Origin of the sequence: Enterobacter sp. SM3, from assembly GCF_009811935.2 — a bacterium.
In the GTDB taxonomy this organism is placed as follows: Bacteria; Pseudomonadota; Gammaproteobacteria; order Enterobacterales; family Enterobacteriaceae; genus Enterobacter; species Enterobacter asburiae_D.
In genome coordinates, this window is the sequence record NZ_CP099971.1 from 2,983,786 (window position 1) to 3,001,787 (window position 18,002).

The following is an 18,002-nucleotide window of genomic DNA, read 5'->3' on the forward strand; positions in this document are numbered from 1 at the left end:
TGCATTCAGCCGTTCGCTCGTCTGTCACGCAGAACGTATTATCCAGTCAGATCAGTCCCGTTGCCGCCGCGTAGCACGCGATCTGGGTTTTGTTAGGCGCGTTGAATTTCTTCTGCATATTTTTCTGATGGAAGTTAACGGTATTCTCGGAGATGGAGAGAATGATCGCTATTTCCGCAGACGTCTTCCCTTCCGCAGTCCATTTCAGAATTTCGCGTTCGCGTTTGCTGAATTTCATTTCGGGTGGCATGACCATCTCATCTTCAAAGCGTATCAGAGAAGTTAAGGCCATTTGCACCAGCATCTGCAGCCGCAGTTCTATTTCCTCACGGGCAAACGGCCCTTCCAGTACACTAGTACGGGAAACCGACAGGAAGCCGAGCGCGTGATTAGGCAGCATCAGACACTGAGTTATTCCCGCACGTAAACCGTGGTCCTGCGCGCTATGCCATAATTCCTGCGCGTCAGCGAATAATGCGTCGGTCCAGGGTAAATGACCCTGAATGAAATTCTCCGGTTTTAAGACGGGATCAATAGCGAAATAGTTCGCGGATTGATATTGCGCCATCCACTGCTTTGGATAAGTGGTATGCACGGCGATCTTAGGCCGGGTAAATGGCACGGGATGGCGCACGCAGAGCGCGAAATAATCAAATTCAAGCGTCTGAGTTTGTCGCTGAAGTTCCTGATATACCTCGTCGGCACAGGTCAATTCCTGAAACCGGAGGGAGCAATCCCGTCGCCAGGTGAAAAAGTCTGAATCCTTCATACTTACTAAATGAAGCCTCTGAAAAGATAATCATTATTATGGTGAATATAACCTAACACATAAAACTTTTTTCTAACTACAAAATATCGGCAATAGCACAATTAACTTTACTATTGATAAGGTTTATCCGAGCTGGGTGGAATAAAAAAACACAGGACGGCGTGCAGGGGGAGAATAATTTGCTCCAGGCTAAATTTCTGGAGCAAATTAGCGCAAAAATTCTACTGCATCAGGAATTTTTCAAGGAACTGACGGGTTCGCGGCTGTTGAGGGTTAGCGAACAGGCTTTTCGCCGGCCCCTGCTCCACAATCCGCCCCTGATCCATAAAGATGGCTCTGTCAGCAACATCGCGTGCAAAGCTCATCTCATGCGTTACGATTACCATCGTCCGTTTTTCCTGTGCCAGCTGGCGAATGGTGTTCAGTACCTCACCCACCAGTTCCGGATCGAGCGCAGAGGTCGGTTCATCAAAAAGGATCACGTCCGGGCGCATCGCCAGCGCGCGCGCTATCGCCACGCGCTGCTGTTGCCCTCCCGACAGACGGCGCGGATAGCTGGTCTCTTTCCCCGCCAGCCCGACTTTGGCGAGCAGTTCGCGCGCCCGCGCCGTTGCGTCTTCTTTCGATTCACCTTTTACAATGACCGGCCCTTCAATAATGTTCTCCAGCACCGTACGGTGCGGGAAGAGATTGAAGTTCTGGAAAACGAAGCCGACATGCTGGCGCAGGCGGCGAATCAACCCTTTCTGCTGGCTGATTGATTTACCGGTATCAATTGTTATCTCCCCTACCCGAATAGTGCCGCCTTCCGGCTGTTCAAGCAGGTTAATACTGCGCAGCAGCGTCGTCTTTCCCGAACCGCTCGGTCCGATAATCGCCACGACTTCACCCTGCTCGACTTCAAGATCGATTCCGTGGAGCACCGTTTGACCGTGGAATTTTTTCACCAGGTTTTTGACGTCGATAGCACTCATTTTGGATCACGCTCCTGGCGGTTAAGCTGGTTTTCGAAGTAGTTTTGCAGGGCAGACAGCACCGTCGCCATCACCCAGTAAATCAGCGAGGCGGCCAAATACATGGTAAAGACTTCAAGCGTGCGCGAGGTAATGAGCTGCGCCTGACGGAACAGCTCCGGCACCTGAATCGTTGCCGCCAGGGAAGTATCTTTCACCAGGCTGATGAAGCTGTTGCTCAGCGGTGGAAGCGCCACGCGCGCCGCCTGCGGCAGAATGGCCCGGCGCAGCGTCTGCCAGGGGGTCATCCCGATACTGGCCGCTGCCTCCCACTGCCCTTTGTCAATGGAGGAGATCGCTGCTCGCAGGGTTTCTGACGTGTACGCGGCGGTATTGAGCGACAGACCAATCATCGCTGCGGGGATCGGATCCAGCTCGATACCAAACTGCGGTAAGCCGTAGTAGATCATAAAGAGCTGGGCGATAAGCGGCGTACCGCGAAACACGGAGATATAAAAGCGCGCCAGCCAGCGTACCGGCAGGACGGGTGACATGCGCATTAAGGCCAGCACAAATCCCAGCACCAGCCCGAAGAACATCCCTCCGATACTGAGCTGTAACGTAAATACCGCACCTTTCAGCAGATACGGCAGAGAATCAATAACCAGTTGAATACTTTCTTGCATTATTATTTTTCGACCTGATTTTTAGACATGAGGATGGTAGGCAAACAGCGCAGGGGCCCCGCCGGTATGGACAAATAAAATCGGCCCTTCATCCTTAAAGCGTTTCTGCGCAATGCCGTCAATCAGTCCGGCCATCGCTTTGCCGGTATACACCGGATCGAGCAGTATCCCCTCGATGCGCGCCAGCAGCTTAACCGCTTCCATGCCCTCTTCGTTAGGCGTGCCGTAACCCGGCGCAAAATAGTCATCCCAGAGCAGAATATCGGCCTTTGCCTTCAGCTCCAGCTGCTCGGCTACCGCCTGCTGTAAAGTCACCACTTTTGGCTTCTGATCCGCGACGCTGCGGGACACCGTCACGCCAATCAGCTCGACGTCCGGCAGCAGTTGCTCCAGCCCCACCGCCAGCCCGGCATGCGTGCCCGCACTGCCGGACGCGACAACTACGGAGGAGAGACTCACCGCGCCCTCGCACTGCTGCGCGATTTCCAGCGCGCTTTCCACGTACCCCAGCGCGCCCAGCGCGTTCGAACCGCCGACGGGGATAACGTAAGGGCGGAAGCCCTGCGCTTCCAGACGCGTGGCCAGCTCGTCGAGCTGGGCGACCGGGTCGGTCAACGCATCCACCATTTCGACCTGGACATTAAACAGGTCCAGCAGCAGGCGGTTACCGTTGGTCAGATAGTTTTCGGCCCGCGTGCCAATCGGGTTTTCCAGCAATGCCACGCAGTGGAGCCCGAGCTTTGCCGCCACTGCCGCCGTCTGACGAACGTGGTTGGACTGGATAGCCCCGGCAGTAATGAGCGTATCCGCGCCTTCGCGCAGTGCGTCAGCCGCCAGAAACTCCAGCTTGCGCAGCTTGTTGCCCCCCATCGCCATCGGCGTCACGTCATCACGCTTAATAAAAATATCGCGCCCTAAATAATCAGAAAATCGCGGCAGGTACTCCAGCGGCGTCGGCGCGCCGATAAACTCCAGGCGAGGAAAGCGCGTTAAATTCTGTAGTGACATGGGTTCTCCGGTAACTCTGACAAAATGTGATATTTTTCATTATGCACGCAGACGCGAAAGAAATAAAAAAGGCGCTTTTAAAAGCGCCTTTTTTTACGGCAGAAACTTATTTCGTGACGTCTGCACCGAACCACTTCTCGGAGAGCGCTTTCAGGCTTCCGTCTTTTTGCATGTCAGCAATCGCGGAATCAATCGCTTTGACCAGGTCTTCGTTACCTTTACGAACGGCCACGCCTGATTCCTGACGAGAGAACGCATCACCCGCTACGGCCAGGGTATTGTTGGTTTTCTTCACCAGATCCAGCGCTGCCAGACGGTCAACCAGAATGGCGTCGATACGGCCCACGCGCAGATCCTGGTATTTTGTCGGGTCATCATCATAGGTGCGGATATCCACGCCCTGCACGTTCTGGCGCAGCCACTCTTCGTAGTTGGTCCCCAGACCAACACCGACTTTCTTCCCTTTCAGGTCCGCGGCAGTTTTAATCCCGCCTTCGTTGCCTTTCTTCACCAGCGCCTGAATACCGGACACGGTGTAGGGCGTAGAGAAGTCATATTTCTTCTTACGCTCGTCAGAAATGGTCACCTGATTGATCACCACATCAATACGTTTGGAATCCAGCGAGGCCAACATGCCGTCCCATTTGGTCGGTTTCAGGGACGCTTTCACGCCGAGGTGCTTCGCCAGCTCTTCAGCAAACTCCACTTCAAAACCGGTCAGCTTACCGTCATCGCCCTGGAAGCTGAACGGAGGATAGGTTCCTTCCAGCCCGACCAGCAGCGTACCGCGCTCTTTTACTTTATTCAGCAGGTTTTCTGCGGCGAACGTTTTCACGCTCATGCCCGCAACCAGCGCAACGGCCATAACACCCATCAGCGCCTGACGACCCAGAAGTGCAAATTTCATAAATACCCCGATATAGTGGAATTTTTACGTAGTGTAGAGAAATCGCCTGCAACGTCAAAGGCGACTGCGCTACATCTTATTCTTTTTTAATATATATCAGAAGTTGTTCCGGCGTGGGCTTTCTGCTTTATGGCACCGGGCATTTGTACCTTGTATTGCGCATACTTGCGCAACGCAATTCGGTAGTTGTTGGTGCTGGTCGCAGGCAACCACGGCTCAAGATTTTCATCCAGATAACCGGTTTTCAGCAGATCGCGAGAGATATTGTTTACGGTCAGATGTTGCCCAAGTCGACGCAGGCGAACCACATATTCGCGAACGGTGCCGTGGCTCATCTCCGTTTGTTCAAACAGGAACTGCTTGAAGCCGATAATGTCGAAGAAGTCGCTTTGCTCTTTGCAGTGGAGATCGCCACAGAAACGGCAAAGCGCCACCCACTCTTTTTGCTCTTCGAGCCATGCTGATTCGTCCATCAACGTGTCGAGACGCGAAATCGCAATCTTATTGACGATTTCGCCCCGGCGAACCAGCGTGATACGATCGAGTAACTTGTTACAGTGGGCGCAATGCGTCTGGCTGTGTTTAAAGTCTTTCAGGTAGCGGCTTAAAGGCCGTCTTTTAGATTGCTGCACCGTCATGATAACTCCTGGTTGTCAATACGTTGTGCGGCATTTTTCAGGTGAATCAATCACCTATAACTTACCCAGCTTGGTTCGTAAGCGTTTAATGGCCTGGCTGTGCAGCTGGCTCACCCGCGACTCTCCCACCTCCAGAACAGCGCCAATCTCTTTGAGGTTAAGCTCTTCCTGGTAATAAAGGGTCAATACCAGCTGTTCGCGTTCAGGCAGAGCTTCAATAGCCTCCATGACGCGCTGGCGTAAATTCCCTTCCATTAAATGGTGTAACGGGTTTTCCTGCTGGTGCTCATCCGTCACCAGCTCGATGCTATCGCCATGCTCTTCGCGCCACTCGTCATAAGAGAAGAGTTGGCTATTATTGGTATCGAGCAACATCTGACGATACTCTTCAACAGCAATGCCAAGACGTTCCGCCACTTCGGTTTCCGTTGCGTTACGTCCCAGCTCCTGTTCCAGCTGCCCCATCGCATGCGCCACTTCGCGCGCGTTGCGGCGAACACTGCGCGGCACCCAGTCTCGGCTGCGCAGCTCGTCCAGCATCGCACCACGAATACGCTGAACTGCGTAAGTCGTAAATGCCGTTCCTTGCAGAGCGTCGTATCGGTCAACTGCATTCAATAACCCGATACCGCCCGCCTGTAGCAGATCGTCGAGTTCCACGCTCGCCGGCAAGCGCACCTGGAGGCGCAATGCTTCGTGACGCACCAGCGGGACATAACGCTGCCACAGCGAGTGTTTATCCATTACACCTTCAGCGGTATAGAGTGAATTCACGATAAACAGCCCTGCGTTAGTTGAGTTATCGGCATGATTATCCGATTCTGCAGGGCGTTCAATTGGATGAAAAAGGGGGATAAAGTGAGGTTATTCTGAGGTTGCCCACAACAGGGGCAACTTTTCTGCCTAAATTAACAGTTGTAACAATGAAAGATCGTCGCCGAGTTTGACGCTATCTATATGTTGATGAAAGAGCTTTCCCGCTTCCTGATTATGCTGGCTAAGGGAGTGGAAGCTGTAAATAACATCAATGATATTATCTTGTTCAATTTTTCCCGCCACGAGTGCCTGACCGGCAAGTAACGTTTTAAGGAAATAGAACTCCGCGACGATTAAATAAAGATTATTCAACATGCTGCGGCCATTGTTCTGCGGGAAGCCCTGCTCCCACAGTTTGTATTTAAAAAAGTTCTTAAATAAATGGTCATTGGTCGCCAGGTAACTGCCCGCAACATCGCGCCAGACGGACTCGATGTTCTCCATGACCTTCTCTGCCGGCACAGTGTCACCAGCCGACTCAAATTGTTGATAAAGCTGAGTAAAATAACGGTTTAATACCGCACCACCGCGGGCTGTCGCTTTCTTCGTAAAGTAGCTCTGGATGAGTGAAATTAACGCGAATTTCAGGCTGTAGTTCTGATTAAATCCGCCTAATTCCGTTTTGATTTTACCGCTCACCAGTTCGTTAACCAGCGAGAAATAGACCGTTTCGAGCGTGCCGATATTCTCTTCGAGATTATCGAGCTTTTCAGCCACCATGAGGAATTTCACCACGGCGTAAACCTGTTCTTCAACGCTGACCGCCTCAACGCTGAAAATATTCTGGCAGAAGAGATTGATGACCTTTGCCTTCAAATCAATCATCGGCGCATTATTGACGTCCTGCTGGACGCTGATGGATTCCATCATCGACATAGACTCCCGATCGTTCAACAGAAGTCGGGTCACTTCCGGACACGAGAGGTTCAGCGATTTTTCGATTTCATTTTTATAGACCCGGTTTGTCCGTGGAAAGGACGAACAGGTGGGGCTTAAGGCCTGGACGCCCATGGCGCTATGGATAGAACAGAGTTTTTCCGTATCCATAAACGGGCAGTTTTTACTTTCCGTATGGAAAATCACTTCGCCCCAGTTGCCATACTGCTTTTTAGTGACTTTTATCGCCGTTTTCGCCGTCTGGCGAATGGCGGCATTTTTACTGTTCAGATAGCGATTAACGGAGGATTTATCAAACGCGATGGTCCAGCCCTGACAACAATGTTCACGGCATTCCCCACCGACACATGAAAAATCTGCGACCAGCTTTGGTTGAGTGACACTGATTTGTTTCACAGGCGGATTCTCAAATAGCAGAGATAAAAAAACCCCGCCGAAGCGGGGTTTCACGCGTAAAATTAACGCAGCAGAGACAGAACGGTCTGTGGAACCTGGTTTGCCTGAGACAGAACAGAAGTACCAGCCTGCTGCAGGATCTGCGCGCGGGACATGTTGGAAACTTCAGTTGCGTAGTCAGCGTCCTGGATACGGGACTGAGCAGCAGACAGGTTGTTAGAGGTGTTGTTCAGGTTGTTGATTGCAGAAGTGAAACGGTTCTGCACAGCACCCAGGCCTGAACGTGCTTTATCAACTTTAGCGATAGCTGCGTCGATAGTTGCCAGGTCGGTAGGTTGTACGCTTTTCAGGTCGATAGCGTTCACGCCCAGGGTGGTGGTGTCAGCTTTAGCACCGCTCAGGTCCAGATCGATGGTGTCGCCGTCGTTCACGCCAACCTGAATTTTAACCACACCAGCTGCACCAGCAGAACCGTCCAGCAGTTTGATGCCGTTGAAGTCAGTTTTGCCCGCAACGCGGTTGATTTCTGCCAGACGAGCGGTAACTTCATCCTGCAGAGAAGCCAGGTCAGAGGTACTGTTAGTACCAGTACTCGCCTGTACAGCCAGTTCACGTACGCGCTGCAGGTTGTTGTTGATTTCGTTCAGAGAGCCTTCAGCAGTCTGCGCCATGGAGATACCGTCGTTGGCGTTACGTGCGGCCTGGTTCATACCCTTGATCTGAGCGGTCATGCGGTTTGCAATTGCCTGGCCAGCAGCATCGTCTTTCGCGCTGTTAATACGCAGACCTGAAGACAGACGCTCGATAGCAGTACCCAGAGAAGACTGAGATTTGTTCAGGTTGTTCTGAGTGGTCAGGGACATCAGGTTAGTATTGATAACTGCCATAATTTTGTTTCCTTCAAAAATTGGGTTTTAGGTCCGGTGCCTAACACTCACAGCGTCTCTCACCGTCAACAAGGTTATCGACGGGTCCCCAAAAGACTTTAGAATCAATTTTTAAAAAATTACAACACACTGATTATTAATGATTTTATTTTTAAAAAATCAATTAAGGTCCGTCAAAGGTTTATTTTTTACGCTTTTTTAACGCTCAAAGAGATGACAAAAAAGGCACACACTTACTCGTGTTTTTAATGCACTGATAATGTCCCTAAAGTGCAATCCATTCATTTACCCCGCCAGGACGCGTCTATTCTTCGGATTATTTTTTTCTCACCATCGTAAACTTTTACGCTGAGAGGCCGATAAGAGTCCTGAACTACTTTCGTATTTTAAGGAAAATATGCATGGCTACTATCAGTAACCTCGGGATAGGTTCTGCAGGACTCGGGGATTTATATAATCAGTTGGAAGCGGCAGAGAAAACCAAGCTGACGACGATTACTTCCCAGCAATCAACGTATAACGCACAGTTAAGCGCTTACGGCAAGCTGCAGAGCGCCATGACATCGCTGCAGACTGCGACCGCTGCACTGGGTAAAGCAACCACCTGGAACTCAACGTCCGTTAGCAGCACCAACACGGCCTTTACAGCTACAACAACGGCTGACGCGTCAGTAGGTTCTTTTGTTGTCAACGTCAACCAGGTTGCAAAGGCACAGGCGCTCACCACCGGCTCCTACGCTAACAACACGGACCTGCTGGGCGATACGACAGGTACAACGCGTAAAATCACCATCACCCAGCCGGGCACGAAAACGCCTTTAGAGGTCACCCTGGCAGATGGCGATACGTCGCTGGCCGGGATCGCGAGCGCCATTAATAAAGCAAACGGCAACGTCACCGCCAGCGTCATTAAAGCGAAAGACGGTGATTACCGCCTGATGCTGTCATCCAAAACCACCGGTACGGATGGTGCGATGACGGTAAGCGTTACCGGCGACGCTAAGCTGCAAAGCGCCATTGGTTATGATTCAACCACCAAAACGGGCGCGCTGACGGTGAACACCGACGCGCAGAACGCGATTGTGGTGGTGAACAACATCTCCATCGAGCGTCAGTCGAATACCATTACCGATGCGCTGCCTGGGGTCACCTTCTCGGTGAAGGCCGAGAGCAAAGCCGATGAAACCCTTGAGGTTTCACGCGCAACGGATGCGAACCAGAAGGCGATCACGGACTGGGTTACAGCGTACAACTCGCTGCAGTCCACCATTAACAGCCTGACGAAGTATGTTCCTGTCGATGCAGGCGCTGGCGGCCAGTCTACCAGCAACGGCGCGCTGGTCGGTGATGCGAACGTGCGCGGAGTTCAGTCTCAGCTGCGCGGCCTGCTAACCGAAGCACAAACCGGCTCGGTTCAGATCATGGCCCAGTTGGGGATTACCCAGGACCCGGTAAAAGGCGCGGACGGTACCGTCGGTAACCTAAAAGTCGATACCGATAAGCTGAAAAAAGTACTTACTGACAACCCTGGCGCCGTACAGCAGTATTTTGTTGGTGACGGGAAAACTACCGGTCTGGCCACCCAGATGAACAATACGCTGACCAATATGCTCAGCACCAGTACCGGCAGCGCCGGGGTGATCCAGAACGCGAAAGACGGGATCAACAAAACGCTGAAAACGCTGGGCGAACGTTACGATGCCATGGATGCTCAAATTGAAGCCACCATGGCGCGTTACAAAACCCAGTTCACCAGTCTGGACGTATTAGTCACCAAAATGACCAGCACGGCCAACTACCTGACCCAACAGTTCTCACAAAAATAGTCGTAGCCTTCAGGAGTGGATATGTATAAGACCTCTGGTGTTCAATCCTATCAGCAGATAGGAGTAGAAAGCGCAGTCATGAATGCCAGTCCACACCAGCTGATTGTCATGTTGTTCGACGGGGCGCATAGCGCCCTTGTTCGCGCGCGTTTGTTCATGGAAGCCGGACAAATTCGTGAGAAAGGCGAAGCCCTATCCAAAGCCATCAACATCATCGACAACGGTTTAAAAGCAGGACTGAACATGGAGGTTGAGAGCGACTTGTCCGAGAATCTTGCCTCCTTGTACGAATATATGGTTCGACGTTTGTTGCTGGCGAATGTCAGTAACGACGTAGACGCAATTGTTGAAGTCGAGGGTTTATTAAACAACATTGCGGATGCGTGGAAGCAAATCGGCCCCAATGCGTCCTCTATTTCAGGATAATTTTTGATGAATAATCCCAGCGCAGCGCTTAGCCACTGGCAGGCGTTACATGCTCAGAGCATTGCTATGCTAAATCTCGCACATTCTGGTCAATGGGATGCGCTTATCGAGCAGGAAATGCATTACGTACAACTGGTGGAAAGGATTTCTCAAACGCCCATCATGTCATGCCCTCCGGCTCAGGTTGAGCAAGCGCGTGCGCTGCTGGAAATGATCCTTGAAAATGAGAATGCGCTAAAGGCACTGCTGAAGGTCCGCATGGACGAACTGCGCAATCTGATTGATCAAACCGGTAAACAGCAATCCATCACGTCTACCTATGGAAAGCTGTCAGGGAATATTCTTTATCCAGAAAGTTTTACCCGCGACACACAACTATGATTTCTTCATCCATACTCCAGAAGTCTGCCAACCGGCTTCTGGAGCAAGGATGATGAAAAACCCCACCCTGTTACAATGTTTTCACTGGTATTACCCTGCTGGCGGTGAATTGTGGCGAGAGGTCACGGCGTTAGCTCCCAATCTTAATGAAATCGGCATCAACATGATCTGGCTGCCGCCCGCCTATAAAGGTGCGTCCGGCGGGTATTCTGTCGGCTATGACTCATACGACCTGTTCGATCTCGGCGAGTTTGACCAGAAAGGCAGTATTGCCACGAAATACGGCGACAAAGCGCAACTGCTGGAGGCCATCGACGCCCTCAAAAGCAATGACATTGCCGTGCTGCTGGACGTGGTGGTCAACCACAAAATGGGTGCCGATGAGAAGGAGCCTGTGCGCGTTCAGCGCGTAAACGAACAGGACCGCACACAAATCGATGACGAGGTCATTGAGTGCGAAGCCTGGACTCGCTACACCTTCCCCGTCCGGGCCGGGCAGTATTCGCAGTTCATCTGGGATTACAAATGCTTCAGCGGCGTCGACCATATTGAAAACCCCGATGAAGACGGCATCTTTAAAATCGTCAACGACTACACCGGCGAAGGCTGGAACGATCAGGTTGATGATGAAATGGGTAACTTCGATTACCTGATGGGCGAAAATATCGACTTTCGCAATCACGCCGTGACCGAGGAGATCAAATACTGGGCCCGCTGGGTTATGGAACAGACGCGCTGCGACGGTTTTCGTCTGGACGCCGTTAAGCATATTCCCGCCTGGTTTTACAAAGAGTGGATTGAGCACGTCCAGGAAGTCGCCGACCAGCCGCTGTTTATCGTGGCGGAATACTGGTCCCATGAGGTGGATAAACTTCAGGCCTATATCGACCAGGTCGAAGGCAAAACCATGCTGTTTGATGCCCCCCTGCAGATGAAATTCCACGAGGCGTCACGTCAGGGCCGGGATTACGACATGAGCCAAATCTTCACCGGTACCCTGGTGGAAGCCGATCCGTTTCATGCGGTCACCCTCGTCGCGAACCATGACACCCAGCCTTTACAGGCGCTCGAAGCGCCGGTCGAAGCCTGGTTTAAGCCGCTGGCCTACGCGCTGATCCTGCTGCGGGAAAATGGCGTGCCGAGCGTCTTTTATCCGGATCTCTTCGGCGCCAGCTATGACGACACGGGAGGCGACGGTGAAACCTACCATATTGATATGCCGGTCATTGAGCAGCTTCACGAGCTGATCCTCGCGCGCCAGCGTTTTGCCCACGGCGTGCAGACGCTGTTTTTCGACCATCCTAACTGCATCGCCTTCAGCCGCAGCGGCACGGAAGACGATCCCGGCTGCGTGGTGGTACTTTCTAACGGCGATGACGGTGAAAAGGTGATTTGTCTTGGGGAAAACTACGGCAACAAAACGTGGCGGGATTTTCTCGGCAATCGCGAAGAAACCATCACCACGGCGGCGGATGGCGAAGGGACGTTTACCTGTAATGGGGGGAGCGTCAGCATTTGGGTAATAGAGGATGGGCTGTAGAAACAATGCCGGGTGGCGGCTTCGCCTTACCCGGCCTACAAAAGTGCTGTCCTGTAAGCCGGGTAAGCGTCAGCGCCACCCGGCAACAAACGGCTACGGTAGTTTACTCTCCAGCGGATGCTTACTCAGGTAATCCGCACACTCAACCGTTGGGCGGTCGACCTTCTGCAGCTCCAGCCCGTCGTACTCAAGCACAGATCCATCGCGCTCCAGCGGATAGATATCAAGCTTACGCGTCACGTTGTAATAACTGTCTGAACGCAGCATGATTTTCCCCGGCACGGCAATTACGCGCAGCCACTGACGGCAGTCCAGCGTATCGCCCTCCTCCGTCACCACCAGCGTGGCAATCGCCTTCGGGCTGACCATGTTGCTCTGCGGCCCTTTCGACTGCCAGTATCCCGCCAGATTTGCCGGGACAGGATGCTTGATCACGTCGTTATAGTTATCGACCTGAACGCACCCGGTCAGTGCCAGCAGCGCGCCAGCAATTGCTATTTTTTTCATCATCTTTCCTGCATTCGAAGAAAAAAATATTGTGGCATTAAAGCGCTGCGGCTGCCAGCGAAGATCGACAGGTCTTAAACCTGCATCCCCATCACTTCCTGATACGCCGACACAAGCTTGTTACGCACCTGGATCCCCATCTGCAGGGAAACCGAGGCTTTTTGCAAATCGGTCATCACATCATTCAGCGCCACGCCCGGCTCACCGAGGGTGAACTTTTCTGCCTGAGTGCGCGCGGCGGTCTGGGTATCACTGATACGGTCAAGAGCGGCATGCAGTTGCCCTGCGAAGCTGATGCTCGGCTGCTGATCTGCCACATTCTGATTACGGGCCGTCATCGCCGTTGCCTGCAACTGACTGATTACCCCTTCAATGCCCTGTATAGCCATGACTTTCCCCTGGATGGTTTTTTACGCGGTCAAGACTAACAGCTTGTCAATAAGATAATGGCGGTAAATAGCGTGAAAAAACCAGGTTATTTGACGCATAGAAAATCACGAATCATCAAATAATGGCAGTGCCATCAATATGGAACTTTTGTCGTGTTTGCCGACCCGGGAGTCAGTTTTGTTTCTCTACACGAATAACGTAAACCACCAGGATTTAAGAGGTGCGCAATGAGTGCAACAGCATCGACAGCGCCGCAGAATAAATCACTCGAGTGGATGAACCGCCTTCGCGCGAATCCTAAAATCCCGTTGATCGTGGCAGGCGCTGCCGCAATTGCGATCCTTGTAGCGATGGTCCTGTGGGCGAAAAGCCCTGATTACCGGACGCTCTACAGTAACCTTTCCGATCAGGATGGCGGCGCCATCGTCACCCAGCTTACCCAGATGAACATCCCTTATCGCTTTGCCGATAATGGCGGTGCGCTTGAGGTACCGGCAGATAAGGTGCACGAACTGCGTCTGCGTCTGGCTCAGCAGGGGCTGCCGAAGGGCGGTGCCGTTGGCTTTGAGCTGCTGGATCAGGAAAAATTCGGTATCAGCCAGTTCAGCGAGCAGGTGAACTACCAGCGTGCGCTGGAAGGTGAGCTGGCCCGCACCATTGAAACATTAGGCCCGGTGAAGAGTGCCCGCGTGCACCTGGCGATGCCTAAACCTTCTTTATTTGTCCGTGAACAGAAATCACCTTCGGCTTCCGTTACCGTGAACCTCCAGGCTGGCCGCGCGCTGGACGAAGGGCAAATCAGCGCGGTGACGCACCTCGTCTCCAGCGCGGTCGCTGGTCTGCCGCCGGGTAACGTGACGCTGGTTGACCAAAGCGGTCACCTGCTGACGCAATCCAATACCGCCGGTCGCGATCTGAATGATGCGCAACTGAAGTATGCCTCCGATGTCGAAAGCCGTCTCCAGCGCCGTATTGAAGCCATCCTCGGCCCGGTCGTGGGTAACAGCAACGTGCACGCGCAGGTTACCGCGCAGATCGACTTCGCGAATAAAGAACAAACTGAAGAACAATACAGCCCGAACGGCGATGCGGCTCAGGCGGTGATGCGTTCACGCCAGATCAATTCGAACGAGCAGGTCGGCGGTGCATACCCGGGCGGCGTGCCGGGCGCACTGTCTAACCAGCCTGCCCCGGCTAACGCGGCGCCGATTTCCACGCCTCCGGCCAATCAGCAGAACGGTCAGCAAAATCAGCAGACCACCTCAACAACCAATAACGCCGGTCCGCGTACCAGCAGCCGTAACGAAACCACGAACTACGAAGTGGATCGGACGATTCGCCACACTAAACTGAACGTGGGCGATATTCAGCGTCTTTCCGTTGCGGTGGTGGTGAACTACAAAACGCTGGCGGATGGCAAACCGTTGCCGCTGACCGCCGAGCAGATGAAGCAGATTGAAAACCTGACCCGTGAAGCGATGGGTTACTCCGAGAAGCGCGGCGATACCCTCAACGTGGTCAACTCACCGTTCAACTCGGTTGAAGAGACCGGCGGTGAACTGCCGTTCTGGCAACAGCAGGCGTTTATCGATCAGCTGATGTCTGCAGGACGCTGGCTGCTGGTGCTGATTGTCGCGTGGCTGCTGTGGCGTAAGGGCGTTCGTCCGCAGCTTCAGCGTCGTGCTGAAGCCGAAAAAGCGGCTCGCGAACAGATGTCTACGCGTCAGGAAACGGAAGAAGCGGTTGAAGTTCGCCTCAGTAAAGATGAACAGATGCAGCAGCGTCGTGCTAACCAGCGCATGGGCGCTGAGGTCATGAGCCAGCGCATTCGCGAAATGTCAGATAACGATCCGCGCGTCGTAGCGCTGGTCATCCGCCAGTGGATGGGTAACGAACATGAGTAATACGCTTACGGGCACCGATAAAAGCGTCATCCTGTTGATGACCATTGGCGAGGACCGCGCGGCAGAGGTATTTAAACACCTCTCCCAGCGTGAAGTGCAGATTCTCAGTGCGGCGATGGCCAACGTGCGTCAAATTTCCAATAAACAGCTGACCGAAGTGCTGTCGGAATTTGAACAGGAAGCCGAACAGTTTGCCGCGCTGAACGTCAACGCCAACGACTACCTGCGTTCCGTGCTGGTCAAGGCGCTGGGCGAAGAGCGTGCCGCCAGCCTGCTGGAAGATATTCTGGAAACGCGCGATACCGCCAGCGGTATCGAAACGCTCAACTTTATGGAACCGCAGAGTGCCGCCGACCTTATTCGCGACGAGCACCCGCAGATTATCGCCACCATCCTTGTCCACCTCAAACGTGGCCAGGCGGCCGATATTCTGGCGCTGTTCGAAGAACGCCTGCGCCACGATGTGATGCTGCGTATCGCGACCTTCGGCGGCGTCCAGCCAGCCGCGCTGGCGGAGCTGACCGAAGTGCTGAACAACCTGCTCGACGGCCAGAACCTCAAGCGCAGCAAGATGGGCGGCGTGAGAACGGCGGCGGAAATCATCAACCTGATGAAAACGCAGCAGGAAGAGGCCGTCATTACGGCGGTTCGCGAATTCGACGGCGAGCTGGCCCAGAAAATCATCGACGAGATGTTCCTGTTCGAAAACCTCGTCGAAGTGGACGACCGCAGCATCCAGCGCCTGCTCCAGGAAGTGGACTCCGAGTCACTGCTTATCGCCCTCAAAGGCGCCGAGCAGCCGCTGCGCGAGAAATTCCTGCGCAACATGTCTCAGCGTGCGGCCGATATCCTGCGCGACGACCTTGCCAACCGCGGCCCGGTGCGTCTGTCTCAGGTGGAAAACGAACAGAAAGCCATTCTGCTTATTGTTCGTCGTCTGGCGGAAACCGGCGAGATGGTGATTGGCAGCGGAGACGACACCTATGTCTAATGAGCTGCCGTGGAAGCGCTGGACGCCTGACGATCTGGCCCCTCCCCTCTCTGAGTTCACGCCAGCCGTCATCGCAACCGAGGAGCTTGACCCGGACGTTGAGCAGCCCGAGCTGAGCGAAGAGGAGCAGCAGGCTCAGATGCTTGCTCAGTTGCAAATGCAGGCGCACGAGCAGGGCTATAATGCCGGTCTGAACGAAGGCCGACAGAAAGGCCACGACCTTGGCTATCAGGAAGGTCTGGCGAAAGGGCTAGAGCACGGCATCGATCAGGCGCGCCAGCAGCAGGCGCCGATCCATGCCCGCATGCAGCAGTTGGTCAGCGAGTTCCAGCACACGCTGGACGCGCTGGACAGCGTGATTGCCTCGCGACTGATGCAGATGGCGCTGGAAGCCGCGCGTCAGGTTATCGGCCAGACGCCCGTGGTGGATAACACTGCGTTGATAAAACAAATTCAGGGTCTGCTTCAGCAGGAGCCGCTGTTCAGCGGGAAGCCTCAGCTGCGCGTCCATCCGGACGATCTGCAGCGCGTTGAAGAAAGCCTGGGGGCGACGCTAAACCTGCACGGCTGGCGTCTGCGCGGCGACCCGTCGTTACATCACGGCGGCTGCAAAGTCTCTGCCGACGAAGGTGACCTGGATGCCAGCGTCGCCACCCGCTGGCAGGAACTGTGCCGCCTGGCAGCACCGGGAGTCGTCTGATGACTGCGCGCCTCACCCGCTGGCTCACCACGCTCGACAACTTTGAAACGAAGATGGCGCAACTGCCGTCTGTTCGTCGTTATGGGCGACTGACGCGCGCCACCGGTCTGGTTCTGGAGGCCACCGGCCTGCAGCTTCCGCTGGGCGCGACCTGCGTCATTGAGCGTCAGGATGGTCTGGAAACGCGTGAAGTTGAAAGCGAAGTGGTCGGATTTAACGGCCAGCGTCTGTTCCTGATGCCGCTTGAAGAGGTGGAAGGCATTCTGCCCGGCGCGCGCGTGTATGCCAAAAACATTTCTGGCGACGGGCTGCAAAGCGGGAAACAGCTGCCGCTTGGCCCTGCCCTGCTGGGCCGCGTGCTGGACGGCAGCGGCAAGCCGCTCGACGGGCTGCCCTCCCCGGACACCACCGAAACCGGCGCGCTGATCACCCAGCCGTTTAACCCCCTGCAGCGTACCCCTATCGAACATGTGCTGGACACCGGCGTGCGCCCGATTAACGCCCTGCTGACCGTGGGACGTGGGCAGCGTATGGGCCTGTTCGCCGGGTCAGGCGTGGGCAAATCCGTCCTGCTCGGCATGATGGCACGCTATACCCAGGCCGATGTGATCGTCGTGGGGCTGATCGGCGAACGTGGTCGTGAAGTAAAAGACTTTATTGAAAACATTCTGGGTGCGGAAGGCCGCGCCCGTTCGGTGGTTATCGCCGCGCCGGCGGATGTGTCGCCGCTGCTGCGTATGCAGGGTGCCGCCTATGCCACCCGTATTGCCGAAGATTTCCGGGACCGCGGCAAGCACGTGCTGCTGATCATGGATTCCCTGACCCGTTACGCGATGGCGCAGCGTGAAATCGCGCTGGCCATCGGTGAGCCACCGGCGACCAAAGGCTACCCGCCTTCGGTCTTCGCCAAGCTCCCAGCCCTCGTTGAGCGCGCGGGGAACGGCATCAGCGGCGGCGGCTCCATCACCGCGTTCTATACGGTACTGACGGAAGGCGATGACCAGCAGGACCCGATTGCCGACTCCGCTCGCGCAATCCTTGACGGTCATATTGTGCTGTCGCGTCGTCTGGCCGAAGCCGGACACTACCCGGCCATTGATATTGAAGCCTCTATCAGCCGCGCAATGACGGCGCTGATAACCGAGAAGCACTACGCCCGCGTGCGTAACTTCAAACAACTCCTCTCCAGCTTCCAGCGCAACCGCGATCTGGTCAGCGTGGGGGCGTATGCCAAAGGCAGCGACCCGATGCTCGACAAAGCGATTAGCCTGTGGCCGCAGCTGGAGGCATTTTTGCAACAAGGCATTTTTGAACGCGCCGACTGGGAAGATTCAATTCAGGCACTGGAGCTGATATTCCCGCAGGTGTAACACAGGTGGA

At 54.3% G+C, this 18,002-nt stretch carries 19 protein-coding genes; 8 read left to right on the plus strand and 11 right to left on the minus strand.

Going from position 1 to position 18,002, the window contains the following annotated elements; translation table 11 throughout:
- Positions 1 to 46 precede the first annotated feature (46 nt).
- From sdiA to GVO84_RS14105, 9 genes are all read right to left on the minus strand, one after another.
- Positions 47 to 769 carry a transcriptional regulator SdiA gene (gene sdiA / locus GVO84_RS14065; RefSeq protein ID WP_121424262.1) on the minus strand — a complete coding sequence of 241 codons (723 nt, stop codon included), beginning with the start codon at positions 767 to 769 and terminating at the stop codon, positions 47 to 49.
- 221 nt (positions 770 to 990) lie between these two features.
- The gene (gene tcyN / locus GVO84_RS14070) at positions 991 to 1,743 is read right to left on the minus strand and encodes an L-cystine ABC transporter ATP-binding protein TcyN (protein ID WP_023336161.1); all 753 of its coding nucleotides are present in this window, start codon (positions 1,741 to 1,743) and stop codon (positions 991 to 993) included.
- Positions 1,740 to 2,408, minus strand: coding sequence for a cystine ABC transporter permease (gene tcyL, locus GVO84_RS14075; protein WP_028019576.1), 669 nt, complete (start codon positions 2,406 to 2,408; stop codon positions 1,740 to 1,742). The genes tcyN and tcyL overlap by 4 nt, the downstream gene beginning before the upstream one ends.
- 21 nt (positions 2,409 to 2,429) lie before the next feature.
- Positions 2,430 to 3,416, minus strand: coding sequence for a D-cysteine desulfhydrase (dcyD, locus tag GVO84_RS14080; RefSeq protein WP_159514453.1), 987 nt, complete (start codon positions 3,414 to 3,416; stop codon positions 2,430 to 2,432).
- 106 nt (positions 3,417 to 3,522) lie between these two features.
- A complete protein-coding gene (gene tcyJ / locus GVO84_RS14085) occupies positions 3,523 to 4,323 on the minus strand; it encodes a cystine ABC transporter substrate-binding protein (RefSeq protein ID WP_023336163.1) in 801 nt (266 codons plus the stop codon).
- Between the two features lie 86 nt (positions 4,324 to 4,409).
- Complete coding sequence (fliZ, locus tag GVO84_RS14090; RefSeq protein ID WP_063143663.1) at positions 4,410 to 4,961, minus strand: flagella biosynthesis regulatory protein FliZ; 552 nt, start codon at positions 4,959 to 4,961, stop codon at positions 4,410 to 4,412.
- Positions 4,962 to 5,015: 54 nt separating this feature from the next.
- Positions 5,016 to 5,735: an RNA polymerase sigma factor FliA gene (locus GVO84_RS14095; protein ID WP_014170714.1), complete on the minus strand. Its 720-nt coding sequence runs from the start codon at positions 5,733 to 5,735 to the stop codon at positions 5,016 to 5,018.
- Positions 5,736 to 5,864: 129 nt separating this feature from the next.
- Positions 5,865 to 7,070 carry a flagellin lysine-N-methylase gene (gene fliB, locus GVO84_RS14100; protein ID WP_159514454.1) on the minus strand — a complete coding sequence of 402 codons (1,206 nt, stop codon included), beginning with the start codon at positions 7,068 to 7,070 and terminating at the stop codon, positions 5,865 to 5,867.
- Between the two features lie 62 nt (positions 7,071 to 7,132).
- Complete coding sequence (locus GVO84_RS14105) at positions 7,133 to 7,957, minus strand: flagellin (protein ID WP_159514455.1); 825 nt, start codon at positions 7,955 to 7,957, stop codon at positions 7,133 to 7,135.
- A 401-nt stretch (positions 7,958 to 8,358) separates the two neighbouring features.
- Between GVO84_RS14105 and fliD the strand changes: the two genes are divergently transcribed.
- From fliD to amyA, 4 genes are read left to right on the plus strand one after another with little or no spacing between them, the layout of a single operon-like run.
- Entirely contained in the window at positions 8,359 to 9,783 is a 1,425-nt protein-coding gene (gene fliD / locus GVO84_RS14110) for a flagellar filament capping protein FliD (RefSeq protein ID WP_159514456.1), read from the plus strand.
- 21 nt (positions 9,784 to 9,804) lie between these two features.
- Entirely contained in the window at positions 9,805 to 10,209 is a 405-nt protein-coding gene (fliS, locus tag GVO84_RS14115; protein WP_159514457.1) for a flagellar export chaperone FliS, read from the plus strand.
- A 6-nt stretch (positions 10,210 to 10,215) separates the two neighbouring features.
- Positions 10,216 to 10,590 carry a flagella biosynthesis regulatory protein FliT gene (gene fliT / locus GVO84_RS14120; RefSeq protein WP_008500332.1) on the plus strand — a complete coding sequence of 125 codons (375 nt, stop codon included), beginning with the start codon at positions 10,216 to 10,218 and terminating at the stop codon, positions 10,588 to 10,590.
- Between the two features lie 52 nt (positions 10,591 to 10,642).
- On the plus strand, positions 10,643 to 12,130 hold the full coding sequence (amyA, locus tag GVO84_RS14125; RefSeq protein ID WP_121424402.1) for an alpha-amylase: 1,488 nt from the start codon (positions 10,643 to 10,645) through the stop codon (positions 12,128 to 12,130).
- A 93-nt stretch (positions 12,131 to 12,223) separates the two neighbouring features.
- Here amyA and yedD read toward each other — a convergent pair whose 3' ends face one another.
- Together yedD and fliE are read right to left on the minus strand one after the other, a co-directional pair.
- Positions 12,224 to 12,637 carry a lipoprotein YedD gene (yedD, locus tag GVO84_RS14130; RefSeq protein WP_121424271.1) on the minus strand — a complete coding sequence of 138 codons (414 nt, stop codon included), beginning with the start codon at positions 12,635 to 12,637 and terminating at the stop codon, positions 12,224 to 12,226.
- 74 nt (positions 12,638 to 12,711) lie between these two features.
- The gene (gene fliE, locus GVO84_RS14135; protein ID WP_008500329.1) at positions 12,712 to 13,026 is read right to left on the minus strand and encodes a flagellar hook-basal body complex protein FliE; all 315 of its coding nucleotides are present in this window, start codon (positions 13,024 to 13,026) and stop codon (positions 12,712 to 12,714) included.
- A gap of 228 nt (positions 13,027 to 13,254) precedes the next feature.
- On the opposite strand from fliE, the gene fliF reads away from it, so the two are divergent.
- Genes fliF through fliI form a run of 4 tightly spaced genes read left to right on the plus strand, consistent with a single transcriptional unit; the run spans position 13,255 to position 17,992 of the window.
- On the plus strand, positions 13,255 to 14,931 hold the full coding sequence (fliF, locus tag GVO84_RS14140) for a flagellar basal-body MS-ring/collar protein FliF (RefSeq protein ID WP_121424276.1): 1,677 nt from the start codon (positions 13,255 to 13,257) through the stop codon (positions 14,929 to 14,931).
- Positions 14,924 to 15,922 (plus strand): flagellar motor switch protein FliG, encoded by a 999-nt coding sequence (fliG, locus tag GVO84_RS14145; protein ID WP_008500327.1) that lies wholly within the window; start codon positions 14,924 to 14,926, stop codon positions 15,920 to 15,922. The genes fliF and fliG overlap by 8 nt, the downstream gene beginning before the upstream one ends.
- Positions 15,915 to 16,622, plus strand: a complete 708-nt coding sequence (gene fliH / locus GVO84_RS14150) for a flagellar assembly protein FliH (protein WP_148242014.1) — start codon at positions 15,915 to 15,917, stop codon at positions 16,620 to 16,622. Before fliG ends, fliH begins: the two co-directional genes overlap by 8 nt.
- The gene (fliI, locus tag GVO84_RS14155; RefSeq protein ID WP_023336182.1) at positions 16,622 to 17,992 is read left to right on the plus strand and encodes a flagellar protein export ATPase FliI; all 1,371 of its coding nucleotides are present in this window, start codon (positions 16,622 to 16,624) and stop codon (positions 17,990 to 17,992) included. The genes fliH and fliI overlap by 1 nt, the downstream gene beginning before the upstream one ends.
- Positions 17,993 to 18,002: the final 10 nt, after the last annotated feature.

What these genes read in the sequence shown, in the direction of transcription:
- sdiA (WP_121424262.1), bottom strand. Translation starts at nt 769, where the DNA reads ATGAAGGATTCAGACTTTTTCACCTGGCGACGGGATTGCTCCCTCCGG.
- tcyN (WP_023336161.1), bottom strand. Translation starts at nt 1,743, where the DNA reads ATGAGTGCTATCGACGTCAAAAACCTGGTGAAAAAATTCCACGGTCAA.
- tcyL (WP_028019576.1), bottom strand. Translation starts at nt 2,408, where the DNA reads ATGCAAGAAAGTATTCAACTGGTTATTGATTCTCTGCCGTATCTGCTG.
- dcyD (WP_159514453.1), bottom strand. Translation starts at nt 3,416, where the DNA reads ATGTCACTACAGAATTTAACGCGCTTTCCTCGCCTGGAGTTTATCGGC.
- tcyJ (WP_023336163.1), bottom strand. Translation starts at nt 4,323, where the DNA reads ATGAAATTTGCACTTCTGGGTCGTCAGGCGCTGATGGGTGTTATGGCC.
- fliZ (WP_063143663.1), bottom strand. Translation starts at nt 4,961, where the DNA reads ATGACGGTGCAGCAATCTAAAAGACGGCCTTTAAGCCGCTACCTGAAA.
- GVO84_RS14105 (WP_159514455.1), bottom strand. Translation starts at nt 7,957, where the DNA reads ATGGCAGTTATCAATACTAACCTGATGTCCCTGACCACTCAGAACAAC.
- fliD (WP_159514456.1), top strand. Translation starts at nt 8,359, where the DNA reads ATGGCTACTATCAGTAACCTCGGGATAGGTTCTGCAGGACTCGGGGAT.
- fliS (WP_159514457.1), top strand. Translation starts at nt 9,805, where the DNA reads ATGTATAAGACCTCTGGTGTTCAATCCTATCAGCAGATAGGAGTAGAA.
- fliT (WP_008500332.1), top strand. Translation starts at nt 10,216, where the DNA reads ATGAATAATCCCAGCGCAGCGCTTAGCCACTGGCAGGCGTTACATGCT.
- amyA (WP_121424402.1), top strand. Translation starts at nt 10,643, where the DNA reads ATGAAAAACCCCACCCTGTTACAATGTTTTCACTGGTATTACCCTGCT.
- yedD (WP_121424271.1), bottom strand. Translation starts at nt 12,637, where the DNA reads ATGAAAAAAATAGCAATTGCTGGCGCGCTGCTGGCACTGACCGGGTGC.
- fliE (WP_008500329.1), bottom strand. Translation starts at nt 13,026, where the DNA reads ATGGCTATACAGGGCATTGAAGGGGTAATCAGTCAGTTGCAGGCAACG.
- fliF (WP_121424276.1), top strand. Translation starts at nt 13,255, where the DNA reads ATGAGTGCAACAGCATCGACAGCGCCGCAGAATAAATCACTCGAGTGG.
- fliG (WP_008500327.1), top strand. Translation starts at nt 14,924, where the DNA reads ATGAGTAATACGCTTACGGGCACCGATAAAAGCGTCATCCTGTTGATG.
- fliH (WP_148242014.1), top strand. Translation starts at nt 15,915, where the DNA reads ATGTCTAATGAGCTGCCGTGGAAGCGCTGGACGCCTGACGATCTGGCC.
- fliI (WP_023336182.1), top strand. Translation starts at nt 16,622, where the DNA reads ATGACTGCGCGCCTCACCCGCTGGCTCACCACGCTCGACAACTTTGAA.